The sequence below is a fragment of the Streptomyces katrae genome (assembly GCF_000717655.1).
GTDB classification, from domain to species: Bacteria; Actinomycetota; Actinomycetes; order Streptomycetales; family Streptomycetaceae; genus Streptomyces; species Streptomyces katrae_B.
On the sequence record NZ_JNZY01000003.1, the window covers coordinates 277,980 to 304,598 of the forward strand.

Here is a 26,619-nt window from a genome sequence, read left to right on the forward strand (position 1 = left end):
AAACCCCGCGCGGCAAAGACGGTCAGGTGGTGAGCAGGAGCTTGCCTACGTGCGTGCTCGATTCCATCGTGCGGTGGGCCTCGGTGGCATCCGCCATCGCATACGTCGCGTGCACCACCGGGCGGACCCGGCCCGCTGCCACCAGGGGCCACACGTGCTCCCGTACGGCGGCGACGATGGCCGCCTTCTCCTCCAGCGGGCGTGCCCGCAGGGAGGTGGCGGTGATCGCCGCCCGCTTCGCCAGCAGCGCGCCGAGGTTGAGCTCGGCCTTCACCCCGCCCTGGAGCCCGATCACCGCGAGCCGGCCGTTCACGGCCAGGGCGTCCAGGTTCCGCGCCAGATACTTCGCGCCCATGATGTCCAGGATGACGTCCGCGCCGGCGCCCCCCGTCGCGGCCCGCAGCTCCGCCACGAAGTCCTGCTCGCGGTAGTCGATCAGGATGTCCGCGCCGAGCTCCTTGCAGCGGGCCAGCTTCTCCGGGCCTCCGGCCGTCACCGCCACCGTCGCGCCGACCGCCTTCGCCAGCTGGATCGCCATCGTGCCGATGCCGCTGGAGCCGCCGTGCACCAGCACCGTCTCGGCAGGGCGAAGGTGCGCCACCATGAACACGTTCGACCACACGGTGCAGACCACCTCGGGCAGCGCCGCCGCCGTCACGAGGTCCACGCCCGCCGGGACCGGCAGCAGCTGGCCGGCCGGGACGGCGACCCGCTCCGCGTACCCGCCGCCGCCGAGCAGCGCGCACACCTCGTCGCCCACCGCCCAGCCGGACACTCCCGGTCCGAGGGCGGCGATACGCCCCGAGCACTCCAGGCCGGGGTAGCGGGAGGCGCCGGGCGGGGGGTCGTAGAAGCCCTGGCGCTGGAGGATGTCGGCGCGGTTCACGGCGCTCGCCGCGACGTCGACGAGGACCTCGCCCTCGCCGGCCACCGGATCGGGTACCTCGGCCCAGACGAGGGCCTCGGGGCCGCCGGGCTGTTCGATGGTGATCGCATGCATGGCCCGGAGGGTACGCCACCCCGGCGGCGCGCCGGCTAGTCGGCGGGTCCCATCGTCATCGGCGACGAGGCGAGCGGCGCCGCGCGCACGATGGTGATGAGACGGTCCGTCAGCTGGAGCGGGCTCGCGTGCGGGTCGTCGTACGCGAGCAGCCGGTGGCCGCGCAGCACACTCACCACCAGGTCCTCCGTCTCCCGTACGCCCTTGCCCACCTCCGCCTTCCTGACGGGCCGTTCGATCAGGTCCAGTCCGCTGCCCTGCTGGATCAGGTCCTCCATCACCGTGCCCGCGCTCGGGCTCAGCACCGAGAGCCCCAGCAGCCGGCCGGCCGCGCTCGCGCTCGTGATGACCGCGTCCGCACCCGACTGGCGCAGCAGGGGCGCGTTCTCCTCCTCGCGGACCGCCGCGACGATCTTCGCGCCGCGGTTCATCTGCCGAGCCGTCAGCGTGACCAGTACGGCGGTGTCGTCCCGCTGTGTGGCGATGACGATCTGACGGGCCTTCTGCAGCTCGGCGCGCAGCAGGACATCGGAGCGGGTGGCGTCGCCGACGACCCCGGTGAATCCCTCCGCGTTGGCCGTGTCGATCACCTTGGCGCTCGGGTCCACGATGACGACCTGCTCCTTGCGCAGGCCGGTGGCCAGCAGCGTCAGCAGCGCAGAGCGGCCCTTGGTGCCGAAGCCGACGACGACCGTGTGCTCACGCAAGTTCTTCCTCCAGCGGCTCAGTCGCCATTCTTCGCGGGTCTTCTCGGTCAGGACCTCCAGGGTGGTGCCGACCAGGATGATCAGGAAGAGCACGCGCAGGGGCGTGATCAGCAGGATGTTGGTCAGCCGCGCACTGTCGCTGTACGGGACGATGTCGCCGTAGCCGGTCGTCGACAGGGTCACCGTGGCGTAGTAGACGCAGTCGAGGAAGTCGACCTGCTCGTTGGCGTTGTCGTGGTACCCGTCGCGGTCGAGCCACACGATCAGGACCGTCAGGAACAGCACGAACAGGGCCATCAACAGGCGTCTGCCGACCTGCCGGAGCGGCTTCTCCACGACGCGCTTGGGCAGTTTGATGCGCCGCGAGACGAGTTTCTCGTCGGCGCCACGGGCCATCGCGTCCTGGCCGTGGAGTTTCACGTGAAACATCCTCCCGAGACCCACGGCAGATCCAGGATCTCGAGGTCCTGCCCGTCGTGCGCGCCGTGCGGCGGTACGACGGCCAGCCCGTCGGCGGCGGCCACGCCGCGCAGCATGGCGGGGCCGTTGTAGCGCAGCGGCACGGCGTGCTCGTCGGTCAGCAGGACGGGCACGAGCCGGGTGTCGTACGGGTGGCCGGGTACGTCGCCCTGCACCGGGACCGTGTACCGGGGGCGCTGGCGGCGGCCGGCCAAGGCGCGCAGCAGCGGTTCGGCGAGGGTCAGCAGTCCGGATACGGCGGCGAGCGGGTTGCCGGGCAGGCCGACCAGGTGGCGCACCGCGTCCTGGCCGGAGGACCTGTCGCCGAGTCGGGCCAGCAGCATGGGGTGCCCGGGGCGTACGGCGACCCCGTCGACCAGCAGCTCGGCGCCGGCCTCCTGCAGGACGGGGTGGACGTGGTCGACGGGGCCGGAGGCGGTCCCGCCGGTGGTGAGGACCAGGTCGGCGTCGGAGCAGGTGATGGCGTCCAGCAGGGCCTTGGCGCCCTCGGGGTCGTCGCCGAGCCGCCGGGTGGCGGTGACCTCGGCGCCGAGCCGGGTGAGCCAGGGGCCGAGCATGGGGCTGAGGGCATCCCGGATCAGGCCGTCGTGCGGGCGGCCTTCGGTGAGCAGCTCGTCGCCGAGCACCAGGATCTCGACGCGGGGCCGGGGCCGGGTGGCGAGTTCGTCGTACCCGGCGGCCGCGGCGAGGCCCAGGACCGCCGGAGTGACGAGGGAGCCGGCGGGCAGCAGGAGATCTCCGGAGCGGCACTCCTGACCCCGGGGGCGGATGTCCTGGCCGGTGAGGACGGTCCGGTCAGCGTGCAGCTGGGTGCCGGACTCGCGGGAGTGCTCGCTGCGGATCACGGCGGTGGTGTCGGCGGGGATCCGGGCGCCGGTGGCGATCCGTACCGCCTCGCCGTCGGCCAGCGGCTCGGGCCGCTCGGAGCCGGCCAGTACCCCGCCGCCGGGACGGACGGTCCAGGGGCCGGGGCCGGCGACGGCCCAGCCGTCCATGGCGGAGGTGTCGAAGGACGGCAGATCGGTGAGGGCCTCCAGGGACTGGGCCAGCACCTCCCCGAGCGCGTCGGCGAGGGGGACCCGGTGGGTGCGGGGCCGGAGGGCGGAGCCGGCGCGGGCGGCGGCCTCCCGGGCCTGCGGCCAGGCGGCGGCGCGGTGGGTGCCGGCTGCGCCGGGCCGGGGATCGCGGCTGACCAGGGCCAGGGCCTCGTCGAGGGCCTGGAGGGTGTGGTCGGCGTCGGTGGGGGTCATCCTGAGCCGTTCTGTTCGGCCTCGGCCTCGGCTTCGGCGGCCCAGCGCAGGGCCAGGTCGGCCGCCTTGCGGGAGGCCTCGGCGACGGCGGTGGCGGGGTCGGTGCCGGTGGCTTCGGCCTGGGCGGCCGCGTAGCCGACGAGGAAGGTGGTCAGGGGGGCGGCGGGCCGGGCGACACCGTGCGCGGCGTCGCGGGCGAGGTCGAGCAGGGTCTTGGTGTCGACGGCGAGGTCGATGCCCAGCTCGGTCTTGACGGCGTTGATCCATTGGTCCAGCACGCTTCCATGCTCCCTGATCCTGGCGCGGGCGGCTGCGAGATCGTCCCAGGTGTCGCAGTCGAAGGAGGCGAGTGGCGCAGTGTCCGCCACCTTGGCCAGGTCCAGCTCGGCGGTGAGGGCGCGCAGGGGGAGCCCGGAGAGGCCGCCGTGCTCGGTCGCCAGGAGGGCGATCTCGCGGCGCAGGGGTTCGGCGCGGTAGGCCGCGACGAGCGGCTGGTCGCGGCCGGTGGGGTCGCGCAGAAGGGCGCCGTCGGCTCCGGCGGAATCCAGGAGCGTGCGGACCGTGGCCCGGTCGAGGAACGGGAGGTCGGCGGAGAGTACGAGGACCAGCTCGGCGGTGGTCTGGCGCAGACCGGCGTCGAGGGCGGCGACGGGGCCGGCCCCGGGCGGCTCCTCCCGGGTCCAGCGGACCGGGCGGGAGGTGGGGCGGCGGCCGCCGACGACGACGGTGGTGGTGGCGTCCGTGCAGGCGTCCAGGACGCGGTCGAGGAGGGCGCGTCCGCCTACACGGAGGGCGGGTTTGTCCGCGCCGCCGAGTCGTCTTGCGGCGCCGCCGGCCAGGACGATCGCGTCGTAGGTCATACCCATGAGTATGCGGGGGCCATGTCCCCTGCGGGGAGCTGCACTTCCCGGGGCACTGCCCCCGGACCCCGGCGCCTCGGACGCCGACGGGGCCCGGATGGTGCGGCGGGGCCGGGAACGACAGTGGCGGGGCCCGCAAGCCCCGCCACCACCGTTGTCTACAGGTACGGGCCCGAGCGGATGGCGCCGTGGGCGTCTTCCTCGTCCGTCGGGGCGCCCGGGGGGAGGGCGCGGCGCATCTGTTCGAGCTGGGCCCGCGCCGCCATCTGCTGCGCGAACAGGGCCGTCTGGATGCCGTGGAACAGGCCTTCCAGCCAGCCCACCAACTGGGCCTGCGCGATGCGCAGTTCCGCCTCGGAGGGAATCGCCTCCTCCGTGAACGGGAGCGACAGGCGCTCCAGTTCCTCCACGAGCTCGGGAGCCAGACCGTCCTCCAGCTCCTTCACGGACGCTGCATGGATGTCCTTGAGACGGACCCGGCTGGCCTCGTCCAGAGGTGCGGCGCGGACCTCTTCCAGAAGTTGCTTGATCATGCTGCCGATCCGCATGACCTTGGCGGGCTGTTCGACCATCTCCGTCACCGGGACCTCGCGCGACTCGTCATCGGCGCCGCCGACCGGCATCCCGTCCTGTCCCACGATCAGGCCGTGCGGGGGGCTGTCCTGCGACCGTTCACTCCTCGGCATCTCCATGCCGTCATTCTCTCGCACACCGTCTTACTCACACGGTGTGCCCCCGTACGGGCGTGATCCACCCTGTACGGGGGCGTGAACGCACAGTGACCGTCAGCCCGCCGCGCGCCGGGCCATGGCGCCGCTGGACTTGGTGACCAGGGCGGCCAGCAGGGCCGCGCCGAGCGGAACCACGACGAGCAGCCCGCCGAGGGTCTCCCACGGCACCGCGATCGGCACGAACAGCTTGTCGTTCGCGTCGCCGGCCATCTCCATGAGGTGTTCCGTCTCCCGCCGCTGGACGAGCCGCAGGCCGACCGCCGGCAGGATGCCCGCCGCCGAGCCCAGGACCACGCCCATCAGGGCCACCACCCCGCACTGGAAGCCGCTGAGCGTGCGCCGCACGCGTGGCGGTGCGCCGACCGCCGCCAGGGTCTTCAGATCGGCCTCGGCATCGGCCTGTGCGAGTCCGGTGGCGATGCCGGCCGCGCCGATGGTGACCAGGCCCGCGAAGACGGTCAGGGCCAGCATCGTGATGTCGGCATCGGCCTGGTAGCCGGCCTCGATGGTGACGGGGGCCTCCACGCCGATCTGGTCGATCCGCGCGGCCACCCGCTGCTTCTGCCGGCTGGTGGCGGTGCCGTCCAGGGTGAAGTACGAGGCGAACGGCAGGGTGGTCAGCCCGGCGCTCTTGGCCGCGGCGGGCGGCAGGACGAGCTCCAGGCCGTACCCCTCAGCGGTGTCGGGCGCCTGGTGGACGGCGAAGACCTTGTCCTCCCCCTTCGGATCGACCCCCGGCTCGAAGACGTCGTTGTTGTTGTCGATCAGCCGGACGGTGACCTTGCCGTTCTTGACGTTGCGCTTGTCGAAGGAGACGGCCTTGCCCTCCTTCAGGGCGGAGACCGCGCCCGGATCGGTGACCGCGAGCGCCGTCAGCAGCTTCTCGTCGGCGACGACCACGTCGAACTGCGCGGAGTGGCGGTTGTACGTGCATCGCGGGTCCTTGCGCAGCGCCTTCCTCTCCGCCGGCCCGAACGAGTCGGCCCCGTCCTTGGCCTCGTAGAGCGGGCAGCGCTGCTCCTTGGGCCGCATGATCTCGGCCCGTCCGCAGCCTTCGCGGCCGGTGAACTTCTCGCAGCCGGGCTTGCCGTACGAGATGTAGTCCACGTCGGCCCGCACGGCCAGCGGGAGTTCCTGTGTCACCGCCTCGCGGACGGCGCCCATGTCCTTGCTGCGGCCGAGCTCGTGGACGGCCACGACTCCCGCGCCGTCCGGGAGTTCGGCGATGTACTCGTGGCGGGCCTGCAGCTCCATGCTGTGCTGGTACGTGGCCACCGCGACGGTGCCGGCGACGGCGGCCAGGACGGCGGCCACGGCAGGCGCCGTACGGCCCCGGTTGCGGACGGCGTCGCGCAGCGCGAGCCGCGGCGACAGCGGCAGCCAGCGCCCGAGCCGCCCGAACAGGCCGACCAGCACCGGGGTGAGGGCGACGATGCCCAGCTCGGCGATGGCGCTGCCGCCCGCGACGACGGTGGCGCCCATCTCGGAGGCAGTGCCGTAGAGGGCGATCGCGGCTCCGGCGCCCAGGGCGATCAGGCCGAGGACGGGCAGCACCCGGTTGGCCCGGCGGACCCCGCGACGGCCCGTCAGCGAGGCCAGCACGGTCTGCCGGGAGGCGGTGACGGCCGGGGCGATCGCGGCCAGCAGGCCGGTCACGACGGCGAGCAGGGCGATGCCGAGGATTTCCAGCGGGCGCAACGTGAACCCGCCGAAGCGCGCGCCGAGGTATTCCTCCAGCACCGGCCGCAGCCCCACGGTCAGGGCGATGCCGAGGACCGTGCCGCAGACGGCGGCCGCGGCTCCGATGACGAGACCGCCGGAGAGCACGATGGCCCGGATGTGACGCCGGTCGCCGCCGTTGGCGCCGACCAGGCCGAGCTGGCGGCGCGAGCGACGGGCGCCGACCGCGAAGGCGGGTCCGGCCAGCAGACAGATCTCCAGCATCGCGAGGCCGACGACGGTGGCCAGGACGGCCAGTTCGGTGACCGGGAGCTCGTTGTCCGGGTGGTAGTAGCCCAGCTCCTTCTGCTGGGCGATGTACGGCACCTCGGACTCGGCCGGCGGGTCGAGGTGCACGGCGCGGGAGACGACCTGCACGCTCTTCGCGTTGAGCTCCTTGACCATGTTCCACGTGAAACCATGGCCGCCGACCTTGACCAGGTAGGTGTCGGTGGCGACCACCCCGGGGACCCCGGCGGCCTGGAAGGCCTTGTCGAGCGGGGCCAGCAGGGTGCCGGGCGGGGCGAGGACCTCGGTCTTCTTGAGCTCGGACGGCAGCTCGTACGCGCCCACGATCCGGTACCACGTCTCCGAGCCGCGTGCGCGGAACTCGGAGCCCACGAAGAAGCCGGACTCCTCCAGGAAGGCGGCCGTGGCGACGACCTCGCCAGCTTCCTGGGGCAGCCGCCCGCGCTTCATCTCGATCATGCCCTTGACCAGCGGACTGGCCGTGTCGATCTCCCGCAGATCGGTCTCCAGCAGGCCGTACCGGGTGCGGATCTTCGTGTGCGCGGTGCTGTCCTTGAGGGACTGGGCACCCGCCGGGATCAACGAGGTCAGCAGGTTCGGATTCGACTCCGCGCCGGGGACGTACTTGTCGTAGCCGCCGACGGGCATGGAGGTCCTGCCCTCGACGTCCTGGTAGACGGGCCCGCCCAGGTCCGAATCGCTCAGCCGGGCGTCCGCCGCGCCGATCTGACGGGACACCTTCTGCTCGGGCGAGAGCTCGGCGCTGCGCACGGTGAGATCGGCGGCGCTCACGCCGACGATCGGCAGGGCGATCATCGCGAGGACGAGGGCGCTGCGGCCCTTCGCGCGCCAGGCGTCGCGGCGGGCGATCCTGATGGCCGCGATCCAGGAGTGGTACGAGGACTTCACCGGCCGGCCGCCTGCCCCGAGAGCAGCGAGTCGGCCTGGCTGCGCAGGGTCTCGTCGACCACGCTGCCGTCGCGCAGGAAGACCACGCGGTCCGCCCAGGCGGCGAACCGCGGTTCGTGGGTGACGAGGATTCCGGCGGCGCCCGCGTCGCAGCGCGAACGCAGCAGGGCGAGGACGGATTCGCCGGTCTCGGAGTCGAGGGCGCCGGTGGGCTCGTCCGCGAGGACCAGGCGGCGGTCGCCGACGAGGGCGCGGGCGATGGCCACGCGCTGCTGCTGGCCGCCGGACATCTCGTCGGGGAAGCGGTCGGCGAGCTGCCCGAGGCCCATCTCCTCCAGGGCGGCCAGGGCCGAGACGCGGGCCTTGCGGGCGGAGGTCCCGTCGAGTTCACGCGGCAGGGCCACGTTCTCGGCGGCGGTGAGGGCCGGGATCAGGTTGTAGTCCTGGAAGACGTACCCGATGCTGCGGCGGCGCAGTGCGGCCAGCTGCTTGCGGTTCGCGGTGGTGATGTCGGTTCCCTCGACGATCACATGGCCGCTGGTGGGCGTGTCGAGGCCGCCGGCCAGGGTGAGCAGCGTGGACTTGCCGGAGCCGGAGGGGCCCATGACGGCGACGAGTTCGCCGGGGTAGACGGCCAGGTCGATCCCGCGCAGGGCGTGCACCTCGGTGGCGCCGCTGCCGTGCGTACGGGTGAGCTTGTCCAGCTGCAGCACGGGCTGGGCGGACCGTGCGGGCTGTATGTGGGGCGCGGACTGCTGGTCAGGCATGGGAGGTCCCCCCTGGGACGGTGGTGGCGTCAGCTCCGCGGCGTGCGGGAGGCGCGGGGCTGGGGTGCGGTGACGGCGACGCCGTCGGTTTCGGCGGCCTGCGGCGGATCGGGCTCGGCTCTCCGGTCGGCCGGCAGGGAGAGCCGTACGAGCCGTGATTCCGAGTGGTCGAGCCAGCGGGCTTCGGCCTCGGTCTGGAAGATCAGCTGTTCCAGGACCAGGAGCCAGGCCACGTCGTCGCGTTCGCGGGACTTCCCGGTCTCGATCGCGGCGAGCGCCTGTGCCTTGAGGCGGGTGTAGTCCTGCATCGCCTTGATCGTGGCGTGCCGCTGGGCCTGGATGACGGCGCGGATGTCCACGCCGGGGGCGCCCACGGCCATGGCGAGCTTGATGGACAGCTCGTCACGGGGCGGGTTGGTGCGGTCGACGGGACGCTCGTACCACTGGTGCAGTTCGGCGCGTCCGGAGTCGGTGATGGCGTAGAGGGTGTGCCCGGCGGAGTCCTCGCCGCCGGGCGCGACGAGGCCGTCGCGTTCCAGCCGGGCGAGGGTGGTGTACACCTGCCCGACGTTGAGCGGCCAGGTGGAGCCGGTGCGGGATTCGAACTCGGTGCGCAGCTGAGAGCCGTACCGAGGACCCCTTTCCAGCAGGGCGAGAAGGCCGTGGCGGATCGACATACTCAGTATGTATACCGAGTATGCCGATCGCCGCAACCGTCCTGAGGAGTACGCCGGAAGGGGGAGGAGGGGCCTCGCATCCGGCGGGGAGGGGCCTCGCGTCCCCTGGGGAGAGGGCCTCGCGCCCCACCCCGGCCGGGGTCACAGGCCCTTGCGCAGCCGCATCCCGAGGTAGCCCAGACCCAGCCCCATCAGGGCGAAGCCGGTGCCGAGCGGCAGTATGTGCGCGGCCAGATCGGCAGCGCGCTCGTTCCGCCCCGTGCCGAGCGCGGTGACTGCGGACGGCGGACTCGGCGGCACCGGCTGGACCGGCGGCACCGGCGGCACCGGCGGCACCGGCTGGACCGGCGGCACCGGCTTCTGTCCGGTCGGCCGGTGGTGCGGGCGCGCCGGGAGGGGGCGGGCGGCCAGCACGGTGTCCGGGTTCGCGGGCTCGGCCGCCGGACGCCCGGGGCGCTCCCGCCCGACCCCGGCGGCGCTGCCGGCGAGCTCCTCGTACGCCTCGTGGGGTACGTCGGCCACCGGGTCGGTGCCGGCGGTGTCGGAGCCGTCGCCGGTGTCTGCGGTGTCGTCAGGATCGGCCTTCGGCGCCCTGCGGGTGGCCGCGGCGGAGGTGTCCGGGGCGGCCGGCGCGCGCGGGCGTACGGCCGCGGTCAGGCCGGCGGGGGACGAGGCGGCGGCGGACGAGGCGGACGCGGTGGGGGCGGCGGGGGACAGCGCGGCGGCGGCCACTGCGGCTCCGGCCAGCCAGCGCTGTGCGCGGAGGCGTTGAGTCACGGCGGAGCCCTCCCGTCCCGAGCGCCGAGATGTTGTGCTCAGGTTGGCACGGTGGGGCAAAACAGGCATCCCGGGCACCCCGTCAGGGTCGCCCGGGATGCCCTCCCGTTGGTACGTATTGCCCCGGCTACTCCGGATTGCCGGTCGACACGGTCAGCGTGTACTCCGTGCCTTCCTTGTCGATCTTGTCGCCGGGCCGCGGGTTCTGGTCGAGCACGGTGTCCTTGCCGTACACGGCCTCGTCCTTCTCGACGATCTTGTACTTGCCGCCGGAGGCCTGGATGCACTCCTTGACCGAGAGCAGGTTCTTGTAGCGCAGGTCGGGCGCCGTGTACTTGGTGGCGTCGCTGTAGTGCTTGCTCGGCTCCTTGCACTTGGACGACTCGATCGTGCGCGAGACGTCCGGTCCCTTGAAGCCTGCCTTGGCCGAGGCGGACGTGGAGGCACCGGGCGAGGCGGCATTGTCGCTGCCCTTGTCCTTGTCCCCGTCGCCGTTCATCGAGATCGCCGCGATCAGACCGCCGACGGCCAGCAGAGCCACCGCGATCGCGCCGACGATCACCGGCATGTTGCGCTTGTCGCCGCTCCCGGAGCCCCCGCCGGCCGGGGCCGCGTTGGCCGACGGCGAGATGGTGAACGGGGGCGGGGTCTGCGGCGCGTACTGCTGCTGGTGCGAGACCGGCTGCTGCTGGGGCGGGTACGCGTACCCGCCCTGCCCGTGCGGCTGCGCCACCGGCGGCGGGGTCTGCGGTGCGTACGGCGACGGCGTCGGGGCCGGCGCGTACGGCTGCTGCACCGACTGGGCGGGCGCCTGGAACCCGGAGTCCACCGGCGGGAACACGGCCGAGCTCACGCCCGCCCCGCTGGCGCCCGGGTGCGAGCCCGGGACGATGACCGGGGCACCGGTCTGGCCCGCCGACAGCACCCGCGCGACCTCGTCGCGCATGGCGGCGGCCGTGGGGAAGCGCTCGTTCGGGTTCTTCTTCAGGGCGCGCGCCACCAGCGCGTCCATCGCCGGGGTGACCGAGCGGTTGATGGAGGACGGGGCGACCGGCTCCTCCTGCACGTGCGCGTACGCGATGGCCAGCGGGGAGTCCGCGTCGAACGGGATCCGGCCCGTCAGCAGCTGGAAGAGCATGATGCCGACCGAGTACAGGTCGGAGCGGGCGTCCACACCGCGTCCCAGCGCCTGCTCGGGCGAGAGGTACTGCGGGGTGCCGACGACCATGCCGGTCTGCGTCATCGAGGTGACCCCCGACTGCATGGCCCGGGCGATGCCGAAGTCCATGACCTTGACGATGCCGCGCTTGGTCATCATCACGTTGCCGGGCTTGATGTCGCGGTGGACCAGGCCCATCTCGTGGCTGACCTCCAGCGCGGCCAGCACGTCGGCCGTCACCTTCAGCGCCTTGTCCGCCGGCATCGCGCCGTACTGGCGGATGTCCGTCTCGAGCACCGAGCCGAGCGGCTGGCCCTCCACGTACTCCATCACGATGTACGGCATCACCGCGGCGTCGCCGGCCCCGGTGTTGCCGAACGTCACTTCACCTTCGCCCGTATCGAAGACCGAGACGATGTTCGTGTGCGACAGTTTCGCAACAGCCTGTGCCTCACGGCGGAAGCGCTCGCGGAACGACTGCTCGCGGCCGAGATCGCTGTGCAGGGTCTTGATGGCGACCTGCCGGTCGAGCGCCGAGTCGTACGCCAAGTACACGGACGCCATGCCGCCCGCACCCAGCAAGTCCCTTAGCTGGTAACGGCCACCGGCCAGAGAGCCGCCCGCGTACTGGCCCTGAGTGCCGTCCTGGCTCATGACTGTTGCTTCCCCTCGGGATGTGTCCCTACGCCTCTGGCTGAGCGCATGTCGGGCCCAGTCTGCCGGAGGGCAAGCACACGTCAAGCCGGGTGCCCGTTCCGTGACCACAGGGCCACGGCGCGCCATTGTCCGGACGGCGACCTGTTCCGAGGCTGTAGCGTTCATCGGAGCACCCGAAAAGGACCTACCGCTGAGCGGCGGCCGAGAGAGACGACGGCGAGGACTGATGGCACCCGAACCCGAGGGAAACGGCGCCGGGATGGCCGACGGTCCTGAGCATTGGGGCGCCGGCGGCCTGGTCGGCGACGGCCGGTACCGGCTCACCCACCGTCTGGGCCGTGGCGGCATGGCGGAGGTGTTCGCCGCCGAGGACGTCCGCCTCGGCAGGACCGTCGCCGTGAAGCTGCTGCGCGCCGACCTCGCCGAGGACCCGGTCTCCAAGGCCCGCTTCACGCGTGAGGCGCAGTCGGTCGCCGGGCTCAACCACCACGCCGTCGTCGCCGTGTACGACTCCGGCGAGGACAAGGTCGGCCCGAACACCGTCCCGTACATCGTCATGGAGCTGGTCGAGGGCCGCACCATCCGCGACCTGCTGATGAGCGCCGAGGCCCCGGGCCCCGAGCAGGCGCTCATCATCACCTCGGGCGTGCTCGAAGCCCTCGCTTACTCGCACCAGCACGGCATCGTGCACCGCGACATCAAGCCCGCGAACGTCATCATCACCGAGACCGGCGCGGTCAAGGTGATGGACTTCGGCATCGCCCGCGCCCTGCACGGCGTCCAGTCGACGATGACGCAGACCGGCATGGTCATGGGCACTCCGCAGTACCTGTCGCCCGAGCAGGCGCTGGGCAAGGCGGTGGACCACCGCTCCGACCTGTACGCGACCGGCTGCCTGCTGTACGAACTGCTCGCGCTGCGGCCCCCGTTCACCGGCGAGACCCCGCTGTCGGTGGTCTACCAGCACGTCCAGGACGCGCCGGTCCCGCCCTCGCAGCTGCCGGAGGGCCACCACATCCCGCAGGAGCTCGACGGGCTCGTCATGCGCTCCCTCGCCAAGGACCCGGACGACCGGTTCCAGAGCGCCGAGGAGATGCGCGGGCTGGTCCAGTACGCGCTGCAGATGCTGCACGACCAGGGTCCGAACACGGGCACCTGGAACACCGGCCCGGTCACCATGTCCCTGCCGCACGGCCGCGGTGGCGCGGCGCAGACCACGGCGATGCCGCTGGGCCAGGCCGGTGGCCAGCAGAACTACCCGGCACACGCCACGACCTCGGCGTTCCAGCAGCCGATGGTGCCGCCGCTGAACCCGGACGACGGCTCGGCCTTCCCCGGCGGGGGCGGGTACGACAACCACGGCCACGGCGGTGGACAGGGCGGCCAGGGCGGCTACGACGGCTACGACGACCGCGGCAGCAGCCGGTGGAAGCTGTGGCTGTTCGCGGTGCTGGCGATCGTCGCGATCGCGGGCGGCGTGGCGTACGCCGTCAACTCCGGGTCGGACAAGACCAAGGACGACAGCACTCCGCCCGCCGTCCAGAGTTCCTCGAGCGGCCAGCAGACGCCCCCGTCCGCATCGCAGAGCACGCCGTCGCACGACACGCAGCCCTCGCGCTCGTCGGAGGAGTCCTTGCCGCTGCCGAGCCGCAGCAGCAAGTTCACGCCGAGCACGAGCCCGTCCACGTCGCCTTCGACCAGCCCGTCGACGTCGGCGTCGAGCAGTCCGTCGAAGTCGCCGTCGAAGTCGCCGCCGCCGTCGAAGAGCGTGAGTCCGCCGGTGGACCCGCCGAATCCGCTTGACGAGCTTTAGGCGCTACGGGTGAACGGGCCCGGTGGAATTCGATTCCGCCGGGCCATCCGCGTTGTTCGGTGAATGCGCAGCTCAGAGGGTCCACGAAATGCGGGACCGGTCCGAACAACTCGAGTTCAAAGAGGAAGCCGCCCCGACGGTCGGGGACGTTGGTCCCGAATGAACGGCGCGGTCAGCCGATCAGGCGCCGGCAGGTCAGGCGCGCTTCTCGGCCTGCAGCCGGGCCACGTACGCGGCGGCCTGGGAGCGGCGCTCCATGCCCAGCTTGGACAGCAGGCTGGAGACGTAGTTCTTGATGGTCTTCTCGGCCAGGTGCAGGCGCTCGCCGATGACGCGGTTGGTCAGGCCCTCACCGATCAGGTCGAGGATCTTGCGCTCCTGCTCGGTGAGGTTGGCCAGTCGGTCGTCGCCCTTGCCGTTCTTGCCGTCGCGCAGCCGCTCCAGCACGCGCGCGGTGGCGACCGGGTCCAGCAGCGACTTGCCGGCCGCGACGTCCCGTACGGCGCTCAGCAGCTCATTGCCGCGGATCGCCTTGAGCACGTAACCCGAGGCTCCGGCCATGATCGCGTCGAACAGTGCCTCGTCGTCGGCGAACGAGGTCAGCATCAGGCACTGGATGTCCTCGTTCCGGGACCGGACCTCGCGGCAGACCTCCACCCCGCTGCCGTCCGGCAGGCGCACGTCGAGGACGGCCACGTCGGGCCGGGTGGCGGGAATACGGGCCAAGGCGTCCGCGGCGGTACCGGCCTCGCCGACGATCTCGATGTCCTCTTCGACCGAAAGGAGCTCATGGACACCGCGACGTACCACTTCGTGGTCGTCCAGGAGGAATACCTTGATTTTTCCGTCTTCGCGCACGAACTCAGTTTCACACACTCACCCCTTCCCTGGCGTCGTTACCCGGGATAACGTGCCGTTGTTCCGGCCCCCTGCAAGGCTGTGACCAGTGGTTGTTCCCCGCACTGCCGATTTACTTGGAAATCCAAGCAAAAACGCAGGTCAAGTGGGGTTTCGCAGTTATGCGGCGCACTGGGTAACGTGCATTGCGCAGGGCACTTGCCGGGGCACCTGTCACGCTCGAATCCGCACACGAAGCGCACCCACCCCGTGCGCTGGTACGGATCGGGTGAGCCGCACTGGACCCCGGAGAACCCGGGAGCCGGACCGACGGAGGAGCAACACGTGACCGTGGAGAGCACTGCCGCGCGCAAGCCGCGACGCAGCAGCGGCACCAAGCGGGCGGCAGGCGCGGCGAGCGCCGCCAAGGCCCCCGCTGCCAAGGCTGCCGCCACCGCGCAGAACGCCGAGCCCCAGCTCGTACAGCTGCTGACGCCCGAGGGGGAACGGGTCAGCGCCGCAGACAATCCCGATGCTGCGGAGTTCCTGTCCTTCGTCGAGGACATCACCACCGAGGACCTGCGCGGGCTCTACCGCGACATGGTCCTGACCCGCCGTTTCGACGGCGAGGCGACGGCCCTGCAGCGTCAGGGCGAGCTGGGTCTGTGGGCCTCGCTGCTCGGCCAGGAGGCCGCTCAGATCGGCTCCGGCCGCGCGCTGCGCGACGACGACTACGTGTTCCCGACGTACCGCGAGCACGGTGTGGCCTGGTGCCGGGGCGTCGACCCGACGAACCTGCTCGGCATGTTCCGCGGCGTGAACCACGGCGGCTGGGACCCGAACACCAACAACTTCCACCTGTACACGATCGTCATCGGCTCGCAGACGCTGCACGCGACCGGTTACGCGATGGGTGTGGCCAAGGACGGCGCGGACTCCGCGGTCATCGCCTACTTCGGCGACGGCGCGTCCAGCCAGGGCGACGTCGCCGAGGCGTTCACCTTCTCGGCCGTCTACAACTCCCCCGTGGTGTTCTTCTGCCAGAACAACCAGTGGGCGATCTCCGAGCCGACCGAGCGCCAGATGCGCGTGCCGCTGTACCAGCGCGCCCAGGGCTTCGGCTTCCCGGGCGTCCGCGTCGACGGCAACGACGTCCTGGCCTGCCTGGCGGTCACCCGCTGGGCGCTGGAGCGGGCGCGCCGCGGCGAGGGCCCGACCCTGGTCGAGGCGTTCACGTACCGCATGGGTGCGCACACCACCTCCGACGACCCGACGAAGTACCGGCGCGACGAGGAGACGCAGGCCTGGGAGGCGAAGGACCCGATCCTGCGCCTGAAGACGTACCTGCTGGCCAGCGGCGGCGCGGACGAGGCGTTCTTCGAGTCCCTCGAGGCCGAGAGCGAGACGCTGGGCAAGCGGGTGCGCGAGGTCGTACGCGCCATGCCCGACCCGGACACCATGGCGATCTTCGAGAACGTCTACGCGGACGGGCACGCGCTCGTCGACGAGGAGCGCGCCCAGTTCGCCGCCTACCTCGCTTCCTTCGAGTCGGCCGAGGAGGGTCACTGATGGCTGTCGAGAAGATGTCGATCGCGAAGGCGCTCAACGAGTCCCTGCGCAAGGCCCTGGAGACGGACCCGAAGGTCCTGATCATGGGCGAGGACGTCGGCAAGCTGGGCGGTGTCTTCCGCATCACCGACGGACTGCAGAAGGACTTCGGCGAGGAGCGGGTCATCGACACCCCGCTCGCCGAGTCCGGCATCGTCGGCACGGCGATCGGCCTGGCGCTGCGCGGCTACCGCCCCGTGGTGGAGATCCAGTTCGACGGGTTCGTCTTCCCCGCGTACGACCAGATCGTCACGCAGCTCGCGAAGATGCACGCGCGGGCGCTGGGCAAGGTCAAGATGCCGGTCGTCGTCCGCATCCCGTACGCGGGCGGCATCGGCGCGGTGGAGCACCACTCGGAGTCCCCCGAGGCGCTGTTCGCGCACGTCCCGGGCCTGAAGGTGGTCTCCCCGTCGAACGCGAGCGACGCGTACTGGATGCTCCAGCAGGCGATCCTCAGCGACGACCCGGTGATCTTCTTCGAGCCGAAGCGGCGCTACTGGGACAAGGGCGAGGTCGACACCGACGCCATCCCCGGCGAGCTGCACAAGGCGCGCGTGGCGCGCGAGGGCTCCGACATCACCCTGGCGGCCTACGGCCCGATGGTGAAGGTCTGCCTGGAGGCGGCGGCCGCGGCGGCCGAGGAGGGCAAGTCGGTGGAGGTCGTGGACCTGCGCTCGATGTCCCCGATCGACTTCGACGGGCTGCAGGCCTCCGTGGAGAAGACCCGCCGGCTCGTGGTCGTCCACGAGGCACCGGTGTTCCTGGGCACGGGCGCGGAGATCGCCGCCCGCATCACGGAGCGGTGCTTCTACCACCTGGAGGCTCCGGTGCTGCGCGTGGGCGGTTTCCACGCTCCGTACCCGCCGGCCCGCCTGGAGGACGAGTACCTGCCGGGCCTGGACAGGGTGCTCGACGCCGTCGACCGCTCGCTGGCGTACTGAGGAGCCACGTTCATGACCATCCGCGAATTCAAGATGCCCGACGTGGGCGAAGGCCTCACCGAGGCCGAGATCCTCAAGTGGTACGTCCAGCCGGGTGACACGGTCACCGACGGCCAGGTCGTGTGCGAAGTCGAGACGGCGAAGGCGGCCGTGGAGCTGCCGATCCCGTTCGACGGGACCGTGCACGCGCTGCTCTTCGAGGAGGGCACCACGGTCGACGTCGGCCAGGTGATCATCTCGGTGCAGACGGGTCCGGCCGAGGCTCCGGCCGCAGCCGCCGAGGCTGCCGCGCCGGCTGCGGCCGAGGCTCCTGCCGCGGCGCCGGCCGCCGCGGCCCGCCAGCCCGTCCTGGTGGGCTACGGCGTCTCCGAGGCCTCCACGAAGCGCCGCCCGCGCAAGGCGGCGCCGGGCGCCTCCGTCGCGGCGGCTGCGCCCGTCGAGGCCGCGCCGCCCGCCGCCGCGCAGAGCGGCACCGCCGCTGCGGCCGCCGGGCTGAACGGCAACGGCCACGGCCACGCCGGCGGGGAGCGCCCGCTGGCGAAGCCGCCGGTGCGCAAGCTCGCCAAGGATCTCGGGATCGACCTGGCCTCCGTGACGCCCACCGGCGAGGGCGGGGTCGTGACCCGCGAGGACGTGCACGCCGCCGCCGCGGCCGCGATCGCCCCGCAGGCCGCGCAGGCCCCGGTCGCTGCCGCCGTGCCCGCCCGGGCCCAGGTCCAGGCCGCGGCTCCCGCGCCGGTTTCCGGCGAGGCCCCGGCCCGCGAGACCCGGATCCCGGTCAAGGGCGTCCGCAAGGTCACCGCGCAGGCCATGGTCGGCTCCGCGTTCACCGCTCCGCACGTCACCGAGTTCATCACCTTCGACGTGACCCGGACGATGAAGCTGGTCCAGGAGCTCAAGGAGGACCCGGACCTCGCCGGTCTGCGGATCAACCCGCTGCTCCTGATCGCCAAGGCGGTCCTCGTGGCCGTCCGCCGCAACCCGGACGTCAACGCGTCCTGGGACGAGGCGGCCCAGGAGATCGTGCTCAAGCACTACGTCAACCTGGGCATCGCGGCGGCCACCCCGCGCGGCCTGATCGTCCCGAACATCAAGGACGCGCACGCCAAGACGCTGCCCGAGCTGTCGACGGCCCTGTCCGAGCTGGTCACCACGGCCCGCGACGGCAAGACCTCCCCGGCCGACATGCAGAACGGCACCATCACCATCACCAACGTCGGCGTCTTCGGCGTCGACACCGGTACGCCCATCCTGAACCCCGGCGAGTCCGCGATCCTCGCGGTCGGCGCGATCAAGCTCCAGCCGTGGGTCCACAAGGGCAAGGTGAAGCCGCGCCACGTCACCACGCTGGCGCTGTCGTTCGACCACCGGCTCATCGACGGTGAGCTCGGCTCCCGCTTCCTGGCGGACATCGCGGCCGTCCTGGAGCACCCGCGCCGGCTCGTCACCTGGTCGTAGTCCGATCCTGATCCGGTACCCGAAGCCCCCCTCGCCACCGCACCGCGAGGGGGGCTTCGGTGTGGAAAAGCCCTGGTCGGACGGAAGATCCCGGGCGATGATCACCGGTATGAGATTCCGCGCCGCCCTCGCAGACCCCACCGACATCGACCGCGCCGTCGCCTATCCGGCCGACGGGCCCGTCGAAGCCCTCTCCGCCGACAAGATCCGCGAGGAGCTCGCGGAGAACCGGTTCCGCCCCGAGTGGATCTGGTGCGCCGAGGACGAGAACGGCGAGATCCTGGCCCGCGCGCTGTGGTGGGGCCGCGCCGACAGCGAGCGGCCCATCGCGCTCGACTGCCTCCAGGTACGGGAATCGGTCGCCGACCCGGCGGGCGTCGCCGCAGCGCTGCTGGCCGCCGGGCACGGGGCCTTCGGGAACCTCCCGCTCTACAACGTCTCGCTGCCCGGCGACTGGCGTACCCGCCCCGACCTGGTCGAGGCCGTCGCCTGGCGCCGGGAGGCCGCGTACAGGGCGGGTCTGACCCGGGAGATCGAGCGGCTGCGCTACGAGTGGACGCTCCCCCAGCTACCGCCGGGGGCACTCCCAGCCGCCGGGACCGCGGAGCCCACCGGGCGGCTGGTGTTCCGGAACGGCACGGACGAGGAGTTCCTCGAGGCCTTCGTCCGGCTGTCCGCCGGCAGCCTCGACCTCGCCACGCAGCACGAGCTCCGCTCGATGGACGCGGAGCAACTGGCCCGCGAGGACATGGAGTTCTACCTCGACTGTCCCGGCGAGCGCTCCTGGTGGCGCCTGGCCGACCTCCCGGACGGCACCCTCGCGGGCATGGCCATCCCCTCCGCGACCCCGTACCACCGCAATGTCGGGTACCTGGGCGTCGTACCGGAGCAGCGCGGCCGGGGCCTGATCGACGAGATCCTGGCGGAGATCACCCGCTTCCACGCGGCCGCGGGCGCCGAGCGCATCACCGCGACCACGGACACCGTCAATGTGCCCATGGCCGCGGCGTTCGACCGCGCCGGCTACGAGGTCACGGAGATCCGCCTGGTCCTGGAGGCTCAGGAGGTGTAGTACCCCTGCACGTCGACGACCAGGTCGGTGCGGCCGTGCGGGTTGTACAGCTCGATGTAGCCGTCCGCGCTGACCGGGACGATCGTCATGGACGCGATGTCCGTCCGGGACCGGTAGTTCAGGTTGGACGTGTTCGGCACCGGGGTGCCGGCGGCGTGGGCCGTGATGTGGCCGTCCTCGGTGGCGTTGGTCGAGGTCAGGTTGATGACCACGGCCGCGACGTTCTCGGGGACGCCGTTCAGCCCGGTCACCTTGACGCGGGTGGCGGAGCCCGGTCCGGCCTTGCTGGCGGGGGCGCCCTGGCCGATGCGGGTGTCGAGGACGCGGGTCGGGTTGGCGGGGACGAACAGGCCGCTGGTGCCGACGTCGCCGTCGTACCGGTTGTGCTTGAACCGGCCGACGTAGTCGACGATCAGATCGACCTGGCCGGCGTTGTTGTACAGGCCGAGGCCGCCCCGGCCCACGTCCATGTACGAGATGTTGGTGACGGTCTGGCCGCGCCCGAAGTTGAGGTCGGAGGTGTTCCAGACCCGCTGCCCGGCCGGGTAGACGGTGACGTGGCTGGCCTCGGTCGGCTCGGTGGCCGTGACCTGGAGGGCGAGCTCGGTGTCGGGCTGGGACGGGTCCATGACCGAGGAGACGTCCGCGGCGAGCGCGTTCTGCTCGCCGGCGCCCACGCGGCCCTGGCGGTCGCCGATGGTGGTGCGGGTGTCGAGCAGGCGCTTGGGCGTGCCGATCGTGAACGTGGAGCCCGCGTAGCCGCTGTTGGCGCCCTTGGCGGTGTAGAAGCCCTGGAGGTCGACGACCACGTGGGCGCTGCCGACGTGGTTGTAGAGGTCGACCACGCCGTTCGCGCCGACCTGCACGGTCACGCGGTTGGTGGTGACGGTCCGGCCCGCAGTGACGTTGAGGCTCGAGACCACGGGCATGGCCTGCCCGTCCGGGTAGGCGGTGATGAAGCTGTCGACGGTCGGATCGACGACGGTCACGTTCATGACGACGGCGGTGGGGACGGCACCGCTCGTCAGGCGGAGCGCGTTGGATATGTCGATCTTGGTGACGCTGTCAGGGCCCACCTTGCCGGACGGGGCTCCGTTGCCGACCCGGGTGTCGACCAGGCGGTAGTTCGACACGGAGAAGTAGGTGCTCGCGGCACCCACCTGCGGACCGGCGGCGGCAGCGGCGGTACCGATGGGCAGCAGGGTGCTGCCGGCCAGAACGACGGCGGCCAAGGCCGCGGCGCGAGATGCGCGCATGAGTTTTCCCCCCAGGAAAATGGCGATCAAGTAGTGCGCCAGCCATCTCATCACACGGTTCGTCTCCACGGCGTTCGTCTTCACGGTGTCCGTCTTCACGGCGCGAGGCCGGGCCGGGCGGTAGCCTCCCGCCCGGGGAAGGGGGGTCGAAGTGGCCATCGCCGAGTTGCAGGTGTACTCCGTCGAGGAGGCCGACATCACGGGCGGCGTGTGCGTGGTCCGCTGCCTCGGCGGGGTCGCGCGCGCCGGACAGGTCTACGCCGTCGGGGAACTGCGGCTCGGGCTGCGGCGGATCGAGCGGTACGGGCGCTCCGTGGCCTTCTTCGACGCGGGGCACATGGCCAAGGTCCACCTCACGGGCGCCCTGGTCGCGCTGCTCACCCGGGGGCAGGTGCTGACCGCGGTCCCGCCCGGAGGGCATGCGCTCGAGGACATCGAGGCCTGGCTGGCCACCGATCCGCCGCTGCAGGACGAGCCGCATCCGCTGACGCTGCGGACGCTGGCCGTGGGCCGGATGCAGGGGGACTGGCTGCCCGAGGAGACCCGGCTGCGCTGGGGCCGGGTGGCGCTGGCCGCTACACACCGCAAGGCGGAGTGGGCGGGGTCGCACGAGCTGGACCGTGCGGTCGAGGTGGCCGCCGTACGGGGTTACCTGCTCCGGCAGTTCGGCCCGCGCCGTGGCGCCGACCCGGCGGCACTGTGCCGGGACGCGCTGGCCGCGATCGACCTGACCCCGGCGGAGGCGGCCGCGGAGGCCCGCACCTGGCGGGACCTGCCGCGACCGCGCATCCAGCACCTGCGGCGCATCAAGCTCCTGCTGCCCTGGCTCGAACTCGCCCGCCCCCACCTTCCGGCCGGCGGCCCCCTCGCGGAGGCGGTGGACGCCTGGTCGGAGGTCCGGCCGCTGCTGCCCTAGCCGGCCTTGGCGGCGTTGCCGAGCACCTTGGTCGGGGTGATGCGGACGACGACGCGGACGCTCTCGGAGAGGGACTCGGTGAACTCCTTGCCGCCGTCCGGCCCCAGGTACTCCTCGGCGATGCGGCCGGCCACCGCGCGACCCGCGTCCTCGGCGAGGGTGGCCGTGCCGCGGATCTCGACGTAGAGGAACGGGTTGGCCGTGTCGAACACGGTCAAGCCGACGCGCCCGTCCCGCGCGATGTTCCGCTCCTTGCGGCGGCCCTGCTCGGTGGAAACCAGCAGATCGGATCCGTCCCGGGCCACCCAGACCACGGAACTCTGGGGACTGCCATCGGGGTTGAGGGTGGAGAGCACCGCGGGGTGCGGAGAGTCCAGCAGGCCGCGTACGGTCTCGTTCAACTCAATCGTCATGCGGCCGAGGCTAGTTGGCAGGGCCAACGGCCGTACAGGAAAGCGCGGCGACTGGGCGAAGTCGGGGGAGCTGACGCGTCCAGTCAGTCGATGGGTGCGCCGTTGCGCGTGCCGCCGACGCAGGTCCACTGGCCGGTTGCGGAGTTGTACTCCACACTTCCTGTGCCTGCTACGCATTCGGGACCGGTGACAGCGGGCGCAGCAGCTTGTGCGGCAGGGACCATCACGCCGAGAACAGCCAGTATGACGGCAGCGATGAGCTCGGGAATTCGGGTACGCATGGAGACCTCCTGTGAGGACAGGCCATGGTCATGACGTTACTCCGATCGGGTCGGGGCGCACTCCAGAAGCGATCACATCCATACGGCGGCAGACTGGTGTCATGGCGAACACACCCGTGGTTGCCGTGGGTCCACCGGATGGCCTTGGCTGGCGGCACGTCACCATCAACGACCGTTTCGCGGGCCAAGTCCGCTCGATGGAGGCGCTCGGAAAGCTCATACGCGGTGCTGGGATCGCATCCGGGATCGAGCCCCATTGGATCGGCGGGAACTGCACAGTCTGGCCGGATCGCCCGTGGTACCGACGCACCATCGGAACTCTGATGGTCGTCGGCCTCTTGGTGACGGCGTGCATGCTCTTCGTGATCGGATTGAAGGACGCCTTCGGTGCGCTCACCTACTCGGGACGCATCACGGGAATCATCTTCCTTCTTGCGGCAGTGCTGGAAATCGGTGCCGCACTGGCCGCTTTCGACTACTGGCACGACCGGAAAGTTTCTTACTCCGGGATGGTTGTCCTCCTCGGTGCTTCGGTGTCGATTGCCGTCGGCTTGTTCATGCTCCTTATGCAAATGATCGACGGTAGGAGGTACACGAATTACGTGCCGTTTTGGATAATTTTCACCATGCTGTCCGTGGGGGCGGTGTGCGTCCTCGTCCGTGATCGGGTGTGGAAGACAACTGCCAATCCCAAGCGGATCGCGGTAGGGGCGATTCTCTCTGCTCTCCTCGCCATCCCCAATGTGACGTATACGCAGATATACGTGCCCTATGCGACATCTCCCATCGTGAACAGTGCGGCTTCCTTCGGGAAGCCGAGTCTGAACGAGAACCGAAAGAGCATGTACCTACCGGTCCATTTGTACGTGAAGAACTCCGGTCAGGTACCCCTCTACGTCCTCGGCTCCATCTACTGGATCCACGGGTACCCGAACATGAAGGAACCGGGGGCGTTCACATTGATCCAGGACGGTGAGTTCATCAAGCCGCCCGGCCGGGAGTTGAATCCCGGAGAGGAGTTCTCGTCGGACGAGGTCGTGGAGATTCCGTATCCTGGCAAGTTCGTGCACGGGAAACTCACCGTCCAGGGTGAGATATATGCGATCAGACGGGACAGGATGACAATAGTGGGCGACTATGAGCGCTCAGGGAAGAATCTGAACGTACTCAAGGAAAAGGGTCTGGATAAAGATCCTCAAGGTCCGCAGTTGAAGGCGGAAAAGGGCGAAACCTACTTCAGGTACCAGACCGGCATCTCGAACAGCAATGAGATCCTCAACGCGACTCGAGGGCGCCAACGCATCACTCTGTGGTATGTGCACAAAAAGGACTACCCCTACATCTATGCGGTTGTGGAGCCGCCGGGTGAAAGGGTAGGTTTCGACATCAACGATCCCAATCGGAACAAGAAAGCCATTGACCGCTACGGTCTGGCGCACTTGCGCAGCTCGATGCAGCAGAAACCCTTCGCGGAACTCATGGACATGGCCAAGGGCGAGCCCTCCACCGGCGAATCGCCCACACCGCCCGGTGCTGAAACACCCTAGCTCCAGGGGATGTTGAGCCAGGGGCTCGACGGCTCGGTGGTCAGGGTCAGGTGCGTGGCGAGGGAGCTCGCGTACCACTCACCGAACTCCTCCTCGTCGAAGTGCAGGCACCGGCCGAGCAGGTAACCGGCGGAGAACTCCGCCCAGGAGCGGTACGTGTCGGCGGCCGCCTCCCCCGCGCGGAGCACCGCGCGCTCTGCCTCCTCCAGCGTGCCGTAGCGCGTGCCGAGGCCCCAGCGGGCCATCTGGGAGGCCCGGCCGATGTCCCAGCCCTCGACGGACCGTACGTATCCCTCCTCGGGGAGCAGTCCGTCGGCCCGGAAGCGCTGCTCGTACCGGGCGATGCGCCCGATGAGGCGCTGTACGCCGGCGATCTCGCCCTCGACCTCCGCGGTGGGGCGCGGCTGCGCCACCGTGACGCCGTCGGGGGTGAGCTGCGGTTCGGCGGCCCGTTCGGCATTGCGGCGCAGGCTGGCCTCGGCGGCGTGCCGCCAGTGCTCGACGTCGACGGGCCCGGCGAAGTCGGAGGCGAGGATCCGGCGGATGCGCAGGGCGAACTCCCATACGGGGCTGACGATCTCGGCGTTCAGCATGCGGTGCAGGACGTCGAGCCACTCCTCGCGGGTGGTGATGCCCCAGGACTTGCGGAGGCGTTCGCGCTCACGGGTGTAACCGCTGCCGTGGTAGGCGAGCGCGTTCCAGAACTCCCCGTTGCTCACGGCAAGATGGGCGCCCACGGCCAGTCCGCGCGCAACGGGCCCGTGCAGCGGCCCCCCGGTGTGCAGGGCGTGTACGGCGCCGGGGGCCAGGCCCCAGGTGGTCGCGGCGTCCCAGTGGGCGCGCCAGCGGGCGAGGTCGGCCGGGCCGGTGGTGAGGTAGGCCTCGGCGGGGCTGCCGGGGTTCACGGCGAGGTACGGGGGGTCGCGGTGGTCCCAGGCGTTGGCGAACCAGGCCAGGCTCTGGCGTACGAAGACGGTCTCGGCAGTGGGGACGGGCAGCATCCCGCGGGTGTAGACGGGGAGGGTGTGGCCGACCGGGTGGAAGCGGGCCTGTGCGGGCTCGGCATCGATCTGGCTGCGGGACTGGGGGAGGAACAGCTCGGAGCGGGCGAGCACGTCGAGGTACCGGCCCCACTCGCCGGCGGCCTTGGCCTCGTACAGCTCTCTCTCGATGGCGCTCGGCGCGATCCAGGTCCCCATACGGGCCAACCCTAACGGGGCCCTCCGACGCCCAGCTCGGCCCATACCGTCTTGCCGATGACCCTCTCGGAGTCCCCCCACCGCTCCGCGACGGCGCCCACGATCTGCAGCCCCCGGCCGTACTGCTCATCGTCGGCAGCCGCTCGCGGTTCGGGCCGCCGTTCGCCTTTCGGATCGGTGACCGCGATGCGGAGCACTGCTCCCGTGAGCTGTACCTCGACCCGTAGGTACCGGTCCCGCAGCGAGCCGTGCAGCAGCGCGTTGGTGGTGAGCTCGCTGGTCAGCAGCGCCGCGTCCGAAGCCAGCTGGGGCAGCCCCCACGCCACCGCGAGCCAAGCGGCTCGCCGCCGGGCCGCGGGCACCGAGTCCTGCCGGGGCGGGTAGTTCCGTACGTCGCATCGTGCCGGCTCGTCCATGTGTACGTGCACCTCCGATGGGCGGTGGCTCCGCCGTGCGGGCAGCACGGTGCACTTCCGCCAACTTGGCTTGATCAGTGAGCAGTTCGTCACCGACGGTAGGAGCGATGAGAAACCGGGGCAAGTGATTCGGGGAATATGTTCCCTGAAGGGGTGACGTGTCGACTTCGACCGGGAAGGGACGCGAAACTGGGCCGGTGAACCAGGGGATGCGAGAAGGCCAGGGCAACCGGGTGTCGACGGTGCTGGGACGCAGGCTGGGTGGCGAGCTGAACAGGCTGCGCACGGCGGCGGGCAAGACCCAGCTGCAGGCGGCCCGAGAGATCAGCGCCACGGCTACGAAGATCGTGAAGATGGAGAGCGGCTGGGTGCCGATGCGGGACCCGGACATCCGCGTGCTGTGCGAGTTCTACGGCGTGACGGACTCGCAGGCGGTGAGCGGGCTGTTGGACCTGGCCCGACTGGACCGTGAGCGCCGCAAGGCCAAGGGCTGGTGGCGGCACATCCCCACGATGGGAAACCTGGCCGAGTACGTGGCGATGGAGGACGTCGCCGTCCGTATCCGTACGTGGCAGCTCGCTCTGATCCCCGGTTTGCTCCAGACCGCCGACTACATCCGCGCGTTGGGCGTCAGCTCCGACTCGTGGACACATCCGGACGAGATCGAGGTCTTGGTGACCTCACGGATCAAGCGGCAGTCACGGCTCTGGGACGACAAGCCGCTGGAGTTCCACGCGGTGCTCTGGGAGGCCGCTCTGCGCCAGCAGATCGGCGGCCCCGACGTGATGAGCGGGCAGCTGAACCACCTGCTGGAAATGGCCAAGAGCTCGTAACACGATCATGATTCGGGCTTGTTGAGGCGTCTCCAGCAGATGAGGCTGCAGGCCAGGGAGACGAAGGCGTCGTGGAGTTCGGTGCGG

The 26,619-nt window shown here is 71.0% G+C and carries 24 protein-coding genes; 8 read left to right on the forward strand and 16 right to left on the reverse strand.

Annotated elements, in window-relative coordinates; translation table 11 throughout:
* Nucleotides 1–22: 22 nt before the first annotated feature.
* From IF09_RS0106285 to IF09_RS0106330, 10 genes are all read right to left on the reverse strand, one after another.
* Nucleotides 23–1,000 (reverse strand): NAD(P)H-quinone oxidoreductase, encoded by a 978-nt coding sequence (locus IF09_RS0106285; RefSeq protein ID WP_030292749.1) that lies wholly within the window; start codon nt 998–1,000, stop codon nt 23–25.
* A gap of 35 nt (nt 1,001–1,035) precedes the next feature.
* Nucleotides 1,036–2,136 (reverse strand): potassium channel family protein, encoded by a 1,101-nt coding sequence (locus IF09_RS0106290; protein WP_030292751.1) that lies wholly within the window; start codon nt 2,134–2,136, stop codon nt 1,036–1,038.
* A complete protein-coding gene (locus tag IF09_RS0106295) occupies nt 2,124–3,437 on the reverse strand; it encodes a molybdopterin molybdotransferase MoeA (RefSeq protein WP_078613081.1) in 1,314 nt (437 codons plus the stop codon). The genes IF09_RS0106290 and IF09_RS0106295 overlap by 13 nt, the downstream gene beginning before the upstream one ends.
* A complete protein-coding gene (locus IF09_RS0106300; protein ID WP_030292757.1) occupies nt 3,434–4,297 on the reverse strand; it encodes an NTP transferase domain-containing protein in 864 nt (287 codons plus the stop codon). Before IF09_RS0106300 ends, IF09_RS0106295 begins: the two co-directional genes overlap by 4 nt.
* A 158-nt stretch (nt 4,298–4,455) precedes the next feature.
* Complete coding sequence (locus tag IF09_RS0106305) at nt 4,456–4,989, reverse strand: bacterial proteasome activator family protein (RefSeq protein ID WP_030292759.1); 534 nt, start codon at nt 4,987–4,989, stop codon at nt 4,456–4,458.
* A gap of 93 nt (nt 4,990–5,082) precedes the next feature.
* Nucleotides 5,083–7,905: an ABC transporter permease gene (locus IF09_RS0106310; protein ID WP_030292761.1), complete on the reverse strand. Its 2,823-nt coding sequence runs from the start codon at nt 7,903–7,905 to the stop codon at nt 5,083–5,085.
* Nucleotides 7,902–8,672, reverse strand: a complete 771-nt coding sequence (locus IF09_RS0106315) for an ABC transporter ATP-binding protein (RefSeq protein WP_051832135.1) — start codon at nt 8,670–8,672, stop codon at nt 7,902–7,904. The genes IF09_RS0106310 and IF09_RS0106315 overlap by 4 nt, the downstream gene beginning before the upstream one ends.
* Nucleotides 8,673–8,701: 29 nt before the next feature.
* Nucleotides 8,702–9,349: a PadR family transcriptional regulator gene (locus IF09_RS0106320; RefSeq protein ID WP_030292766.1), complete on the reverse strand. Its 648-nt coding sequence runs from the start codon at nt 9,347–9,349 to the stop codon at nt 8,702–8,704.
* Nucleotides 9,350–9,490: 141 nt separating this feature from the next.
* Nucleotides 9,491–10,126, reverse strand: coding sequence for a hypothetical protein (locus IF09_RS45475; protein WP_158709914.1), 636 nt, complete (start codon nt 10,124–10,126; stop codon nt 9,491–9,493).
* Between the two features lie 127 nt (nt 10,127–10,253).
* On the reverse strand, nt 10,254–11,939 hold the full coding sequence (locus IF09_RS0106330) for a protein kinase domain-containing protein (protein WP_030292769.1): 1,686 nt from the start codon (nt 11,937–11,939) through the stop codon (nt 10,254–10,256).
* 262 nt (nt 11,940–12,201) lie between these two features.
* Here IF09_RS0106330 and IF09_RS0106335 point away from each other — a divergent pair, with 262 nt between their 5' ends.
* A complete protein-coding gene (locus IF09_RS0106335) occupies nt 12,202–13,755 on the forward strand; it encodes a protein kinase domain-containing protein (RefSeq protein WP_418953024.1) in 1,554 nt (517 codons plus the stop codon).
* A gap of 195 nt (nt 13,756–13,950) precedes the next feature.
* Here the strand turns inward: IF09_RS0106335 and IF09_RS0106340 are convergent, their stop codons facing one another.
* On the reverse strand, nt 13,951–14,613 hold the full coding sequence (locus IF09_RS0106340) for a response regulator (protein WP_030292772.1): 663 nt from the start codon (nt 14,611–14,613) through the stop codon (nt 13,951–13,953).
* 324 nt (nt 14,614–14,937) lie between these two features.
* On the opposite strand from IF09_RS0106340, the gene pdhA reads away from it, so the two are divergent.
* The 4 genes from pdhA (at nt 14,938) to IF09_RS0106360 (ending at nt 19,671) form a co-directional block, all read left to right on the forward strand.
* Nucleotides 14,938–16,161, forward strand: a complete 1,224-nt coding sequence (gene pdhA / locus IF09_RS0106345) for a pyruvate dehydrogenase (acetyl-transferring) E1 component subunit alpha (protein WP_030292774.1) — start codon at nt 14,938–14,940, stop codon at nt 16,159–16,161.
* The gene (locus IF09_RS0106350) at nt 16,161–17,141 is read left to right on the forward strand and encodes an alpha-ketoacid dehydrogenase subunit beta (RefSeq protein WP_030292776.1); all 981 of its coding nucleotides are present in this window, start codon (nt 16,161–16,163) and stop codon (nt 17,139–17,141) included. Before pdhA ends, IF09_RS0106350 begins: the two co-directional genes overlap by 1 nt.
* A gap of 12 nt (nt 17,142–17,153) precedes the next feature.
* Nucleotides 17,154–18,599 carry a dihydrolipoamide acetyltransferase family protein gene (locus IF09_RS0106355; protein ID WP_030292777.1) on the forward strand — a complete coding sequence of 482 codons (1,446 nt, stop codon included), beginning with the start codon at nt 17,154–17,156 and terminating at the stop codon, nt 18,597–18,599.
* A gap of 109 nt (nt 18,600–18,708) precedes the next feature.
* Entirely contained in the window at nt 18,709–19,671 is a 963-nt protein-coding gene (locus tag IF09_RS0106360; RefSeq protein WP_030292778.1) for a GNAT family N-acetyltransferase, read from the forward strand.
* Here the strand turns inward: IF09_RS0106360 and IF09_RS0106365 are convergent.
* Entirely contained in the window at nt 19,659–20,927 is a 1,269-nt protein-coding gene (locus IF09_RS0106365; RefSeq protein ID WP_158709915.1) for a hypothetical protein, read from the reverse strand. The two genes, IF09_RS0106360 and IF09_RS0106365, sit on opposite strands and share 13 nt — an antisense overlap.
* Before the next feature lie 151 nt (nt 20,928–21,078).
* On the opposite strand from IF09_RS0106365, the gene IF09_RS41590 reads away from it, so the two are divergent.
* Nucleotides 21,079–21,843, forward strand: coding sequence for a hypothetical protein (locus IF09_RS41590; protein ID WP_051832137.1), 765 nt, complete (start codon nt 21,079–21,081; stop codon nt 21,841–21,843).
* Here the strand turns inward: IF09_RS41590 and IF09_RS0106375 are convergent.
* Together IF09_RS0106375 and IF09_RS45480 are read right to left on the reverse strand one after the other, a co-directional pair.
* On the reverse strand, nt 21,840–22,256 hold the full coding sequence (locus IF09_RS0106375) for a PPOX class F420-dependent oxidoreductase (protein ID WP_030292785.1): 417 nt from the start codon (nt 22,254–22,256) through the stop codon (nt 21,840–21,842). The genes IF09_RS41590 and IF09_RS0106375 overlap by 4 nt on opposite strands.
* An 83-nt stretch (nt 22,257–22,339) precedes the next feature.
* Nucleotides 22,340–22,537: a hypothetical protein gene (locus IF09_RS45480; RefSeq protein WP_133897459.1), complete on the reverse strand. Its 198-nt coding sequence runs from the start codon at nt 22,535–22,537 to the stop codon at nt 22,340–22,342.
* Between the two features lie 101 nt (nt 22,538–22,638).
* Here IF09_RS45480 and IF09_RS0106380 point away from each other — a divergent pair, with 101 nt between their 5' ends.
* Entirely contained in the window at nt 22,639–24,084 is a 1,446-nt protein-coding gene (locus IF09_RS0106380; RefSeq protein WP_158709916.1) for a hypothetical protein, read from the forward strand.
* On the opposite strand, the gene IF09_RS0106385 is transcribed toward IF09_RS0106380, so the two are convergent.
* Together IF09_RS0106385 and IF09_RS0106390 are read right to left on the reverse strand one after the other, a co-directional pair.
* A complete protein-coding gene (locus IF09_RS0106385) occupies nt 24,081–25,283 on the reverse strand; it encodes a DUF1266 domain-containing protein (protein WP_030292788.1) in 1,203 nt (400 codons plus the stop codon). The genes IF09_RS0106380 and IF09_RS0106385 overlap by 4 nt on opposite strands.
* An 11-nt stretch (nt 25,284–25,294) precedes the next feature.
* Nucleotides 25,295–25,699 (reverse strand): ATP-binding protein, encoded by a 405-nt coding sequence (locus tag IF09_RS0106390; RefSeq protein ID WP_030292790.1) that lies wholly within the window; start codon nt 25,697–25,699, stop codon nt 25,295–25,297.
* Nucleotides 25,700–25,896: 197 nt separating this feature from the next.
* On the opposite strand from IF09_RS0106390, the gene IF09_RS0106395 reads away from it, so the two are divergent.
* The gene (locus IF09_RS0106395) at nt 25,897–26,532 is read left to right on the forward strand and encodes a helix-turn-helix domain-containing protein (protein WP_234320894.1); all 636 of its coding nucleotides are present in this window, start codon (nt 25,897–25,899) and stop codon (nt 26,530–26,532) included.
* Nucleotides 26,533–26,619 lie beyond the last annotated feature (87 nt).

What these genes read in the sequence shown, in the direction of transcription:
- IF09_RS0106375 (WP_030292785.1), bottom strand. Translation starts at nt 22,256, where the DNA reads ATGACGATTGAGTTGAACGAGACCGTACGCGGCCTGCTGGACTCTCCG.
- IF09_RS0106330 (WP_030292769.1), bottom strand. Translation starts at nt 11,939, where the DNA reads ATGAGCCAGGACGGCACTCAGGGCCAGTACGCGGGCGGCTCTCTGGCC.
- IF09_RS0106385 (WP_030292788.1), bottom strand. Translation starts at nt 25,283, where the DNA reads ATGGGGACCTGGATCGCGCCGAGCGCCATCGAGAGAGAGCTGTACGAG.
- IF09_RS0106365 (WP_158709915.1), bottom strand. Translation starts at nt 20,927, where the DNA reads ATGCGCGCATCTCGCGCCGCGGCCTTGGCCGCCGTCGTTCTGGCCGGC.
- IF09_RS0106300 (WP_030292757.1), bottom strand. Translation starts at nt 4,297, where the DNA reads ATGACCTACGACGCGATCGTCCTGGCCGGCGGCGCCGCAAGACGACTC.
- IF09_RS0106285 (WP_030292749.1), bottom strand. Translation starts at nt 1,000, where the DNA reads ATGCATGCGATCACCATCGAACAGCCCGGCGGCCCCGAGGCCCTCGTC.
- IF09_RS0106305 (WP_030292759.1), bottom strand. Translation starts at nt 4,989, where the DNA reads ATGGAGATGCCGAGGAGTGAACGGTCGCAGGACAGCCCCCCGCACGGC.
- IF09_RS45480 (WP_133897459.1), bottom strand. Translation starts at nt 22,537, where the DNA reads ATGCGTACCCGAATTCCCGAGCTCATCGCTGCCGTCATACTGGCTGTT.
- IF09_RS0106315 (WP_051832135.1), bottom strand. Translation starts at nt 8,672, where the DNA reads ATGCCTGACCAGCAGTCCGCGCCCCACATACAGCCCGCACGGTCCGCC.
- IF09_RS0106290 (WP_030292751.1), bottom strand. Translation starts at nt 2,136, where the DNA reads ATGTTTCACGTGAAACTCCACGGCCAGGACGCGATGGCCCGTGGCGCC.
- IF09_RS0106350 (WP_030292776.1), top strand. Translation starts at nt 16,161, where the DNA reads ATGGCTGTCGAGAAGATGTCGATCGCGAAGGCGCTCAACGAGTCCCTG.
- IF09_RS0106390 (WP_030292790.1), bottom strand. Translation starts at nt 25,699, where the DNA reads ATGGACGAGCCGGCACGATGCGACGTACGGAACTACCCGCCCCGGCAG.
- IF09_RS0106295 (WP_078613081.1), bottom strand. Translation starts at nt 3,437, where the DNA reads ATGACCCCCACCGACGCCGACCACACCCTCCAGGCCCTCGACGAGGCC.
- IF09_RS0106380 (WP_158709916.1), top strand. Translation starts at nt 22,639, where the DNA reads ATGGCGAACACACCCGTGGTTGCCGTGGGTCCACCGGATGGCCTTGGC.
- IF09_RS0106360 (WP_030292778.1), top strand. Translation starts at nt 18,709, where the DNA reads ATGAGATTCCGCGCCGCCCTCGCAGACCCCACCGACATCGACCGCGCC.
- IF09_RS0106355 (WP_030292777.1), top strand. Translation starts at nt 17,154, where the DNA reads ATGACCATCCGCGAATTCAAGATGCCCGACGTGGGCGAAGGCCTCACC.
- IF09_RS0106320 (WP_030292766.1), bottom strand. Translation starts at nt 9,349, where the DNA reads ATGTCGATCCGCCACGGCCTTCTCGCCCTGCTGGAAAGGGGTCCTCGG.
- IF09_RS0106335 (WP_418953024.1), top strand. Translation starts at nt 12,202, where the DNA reads ATGGCCGACGGTCCTGAGCATTGGGGCGCCGGCGGCCTGGTCGGCGAC.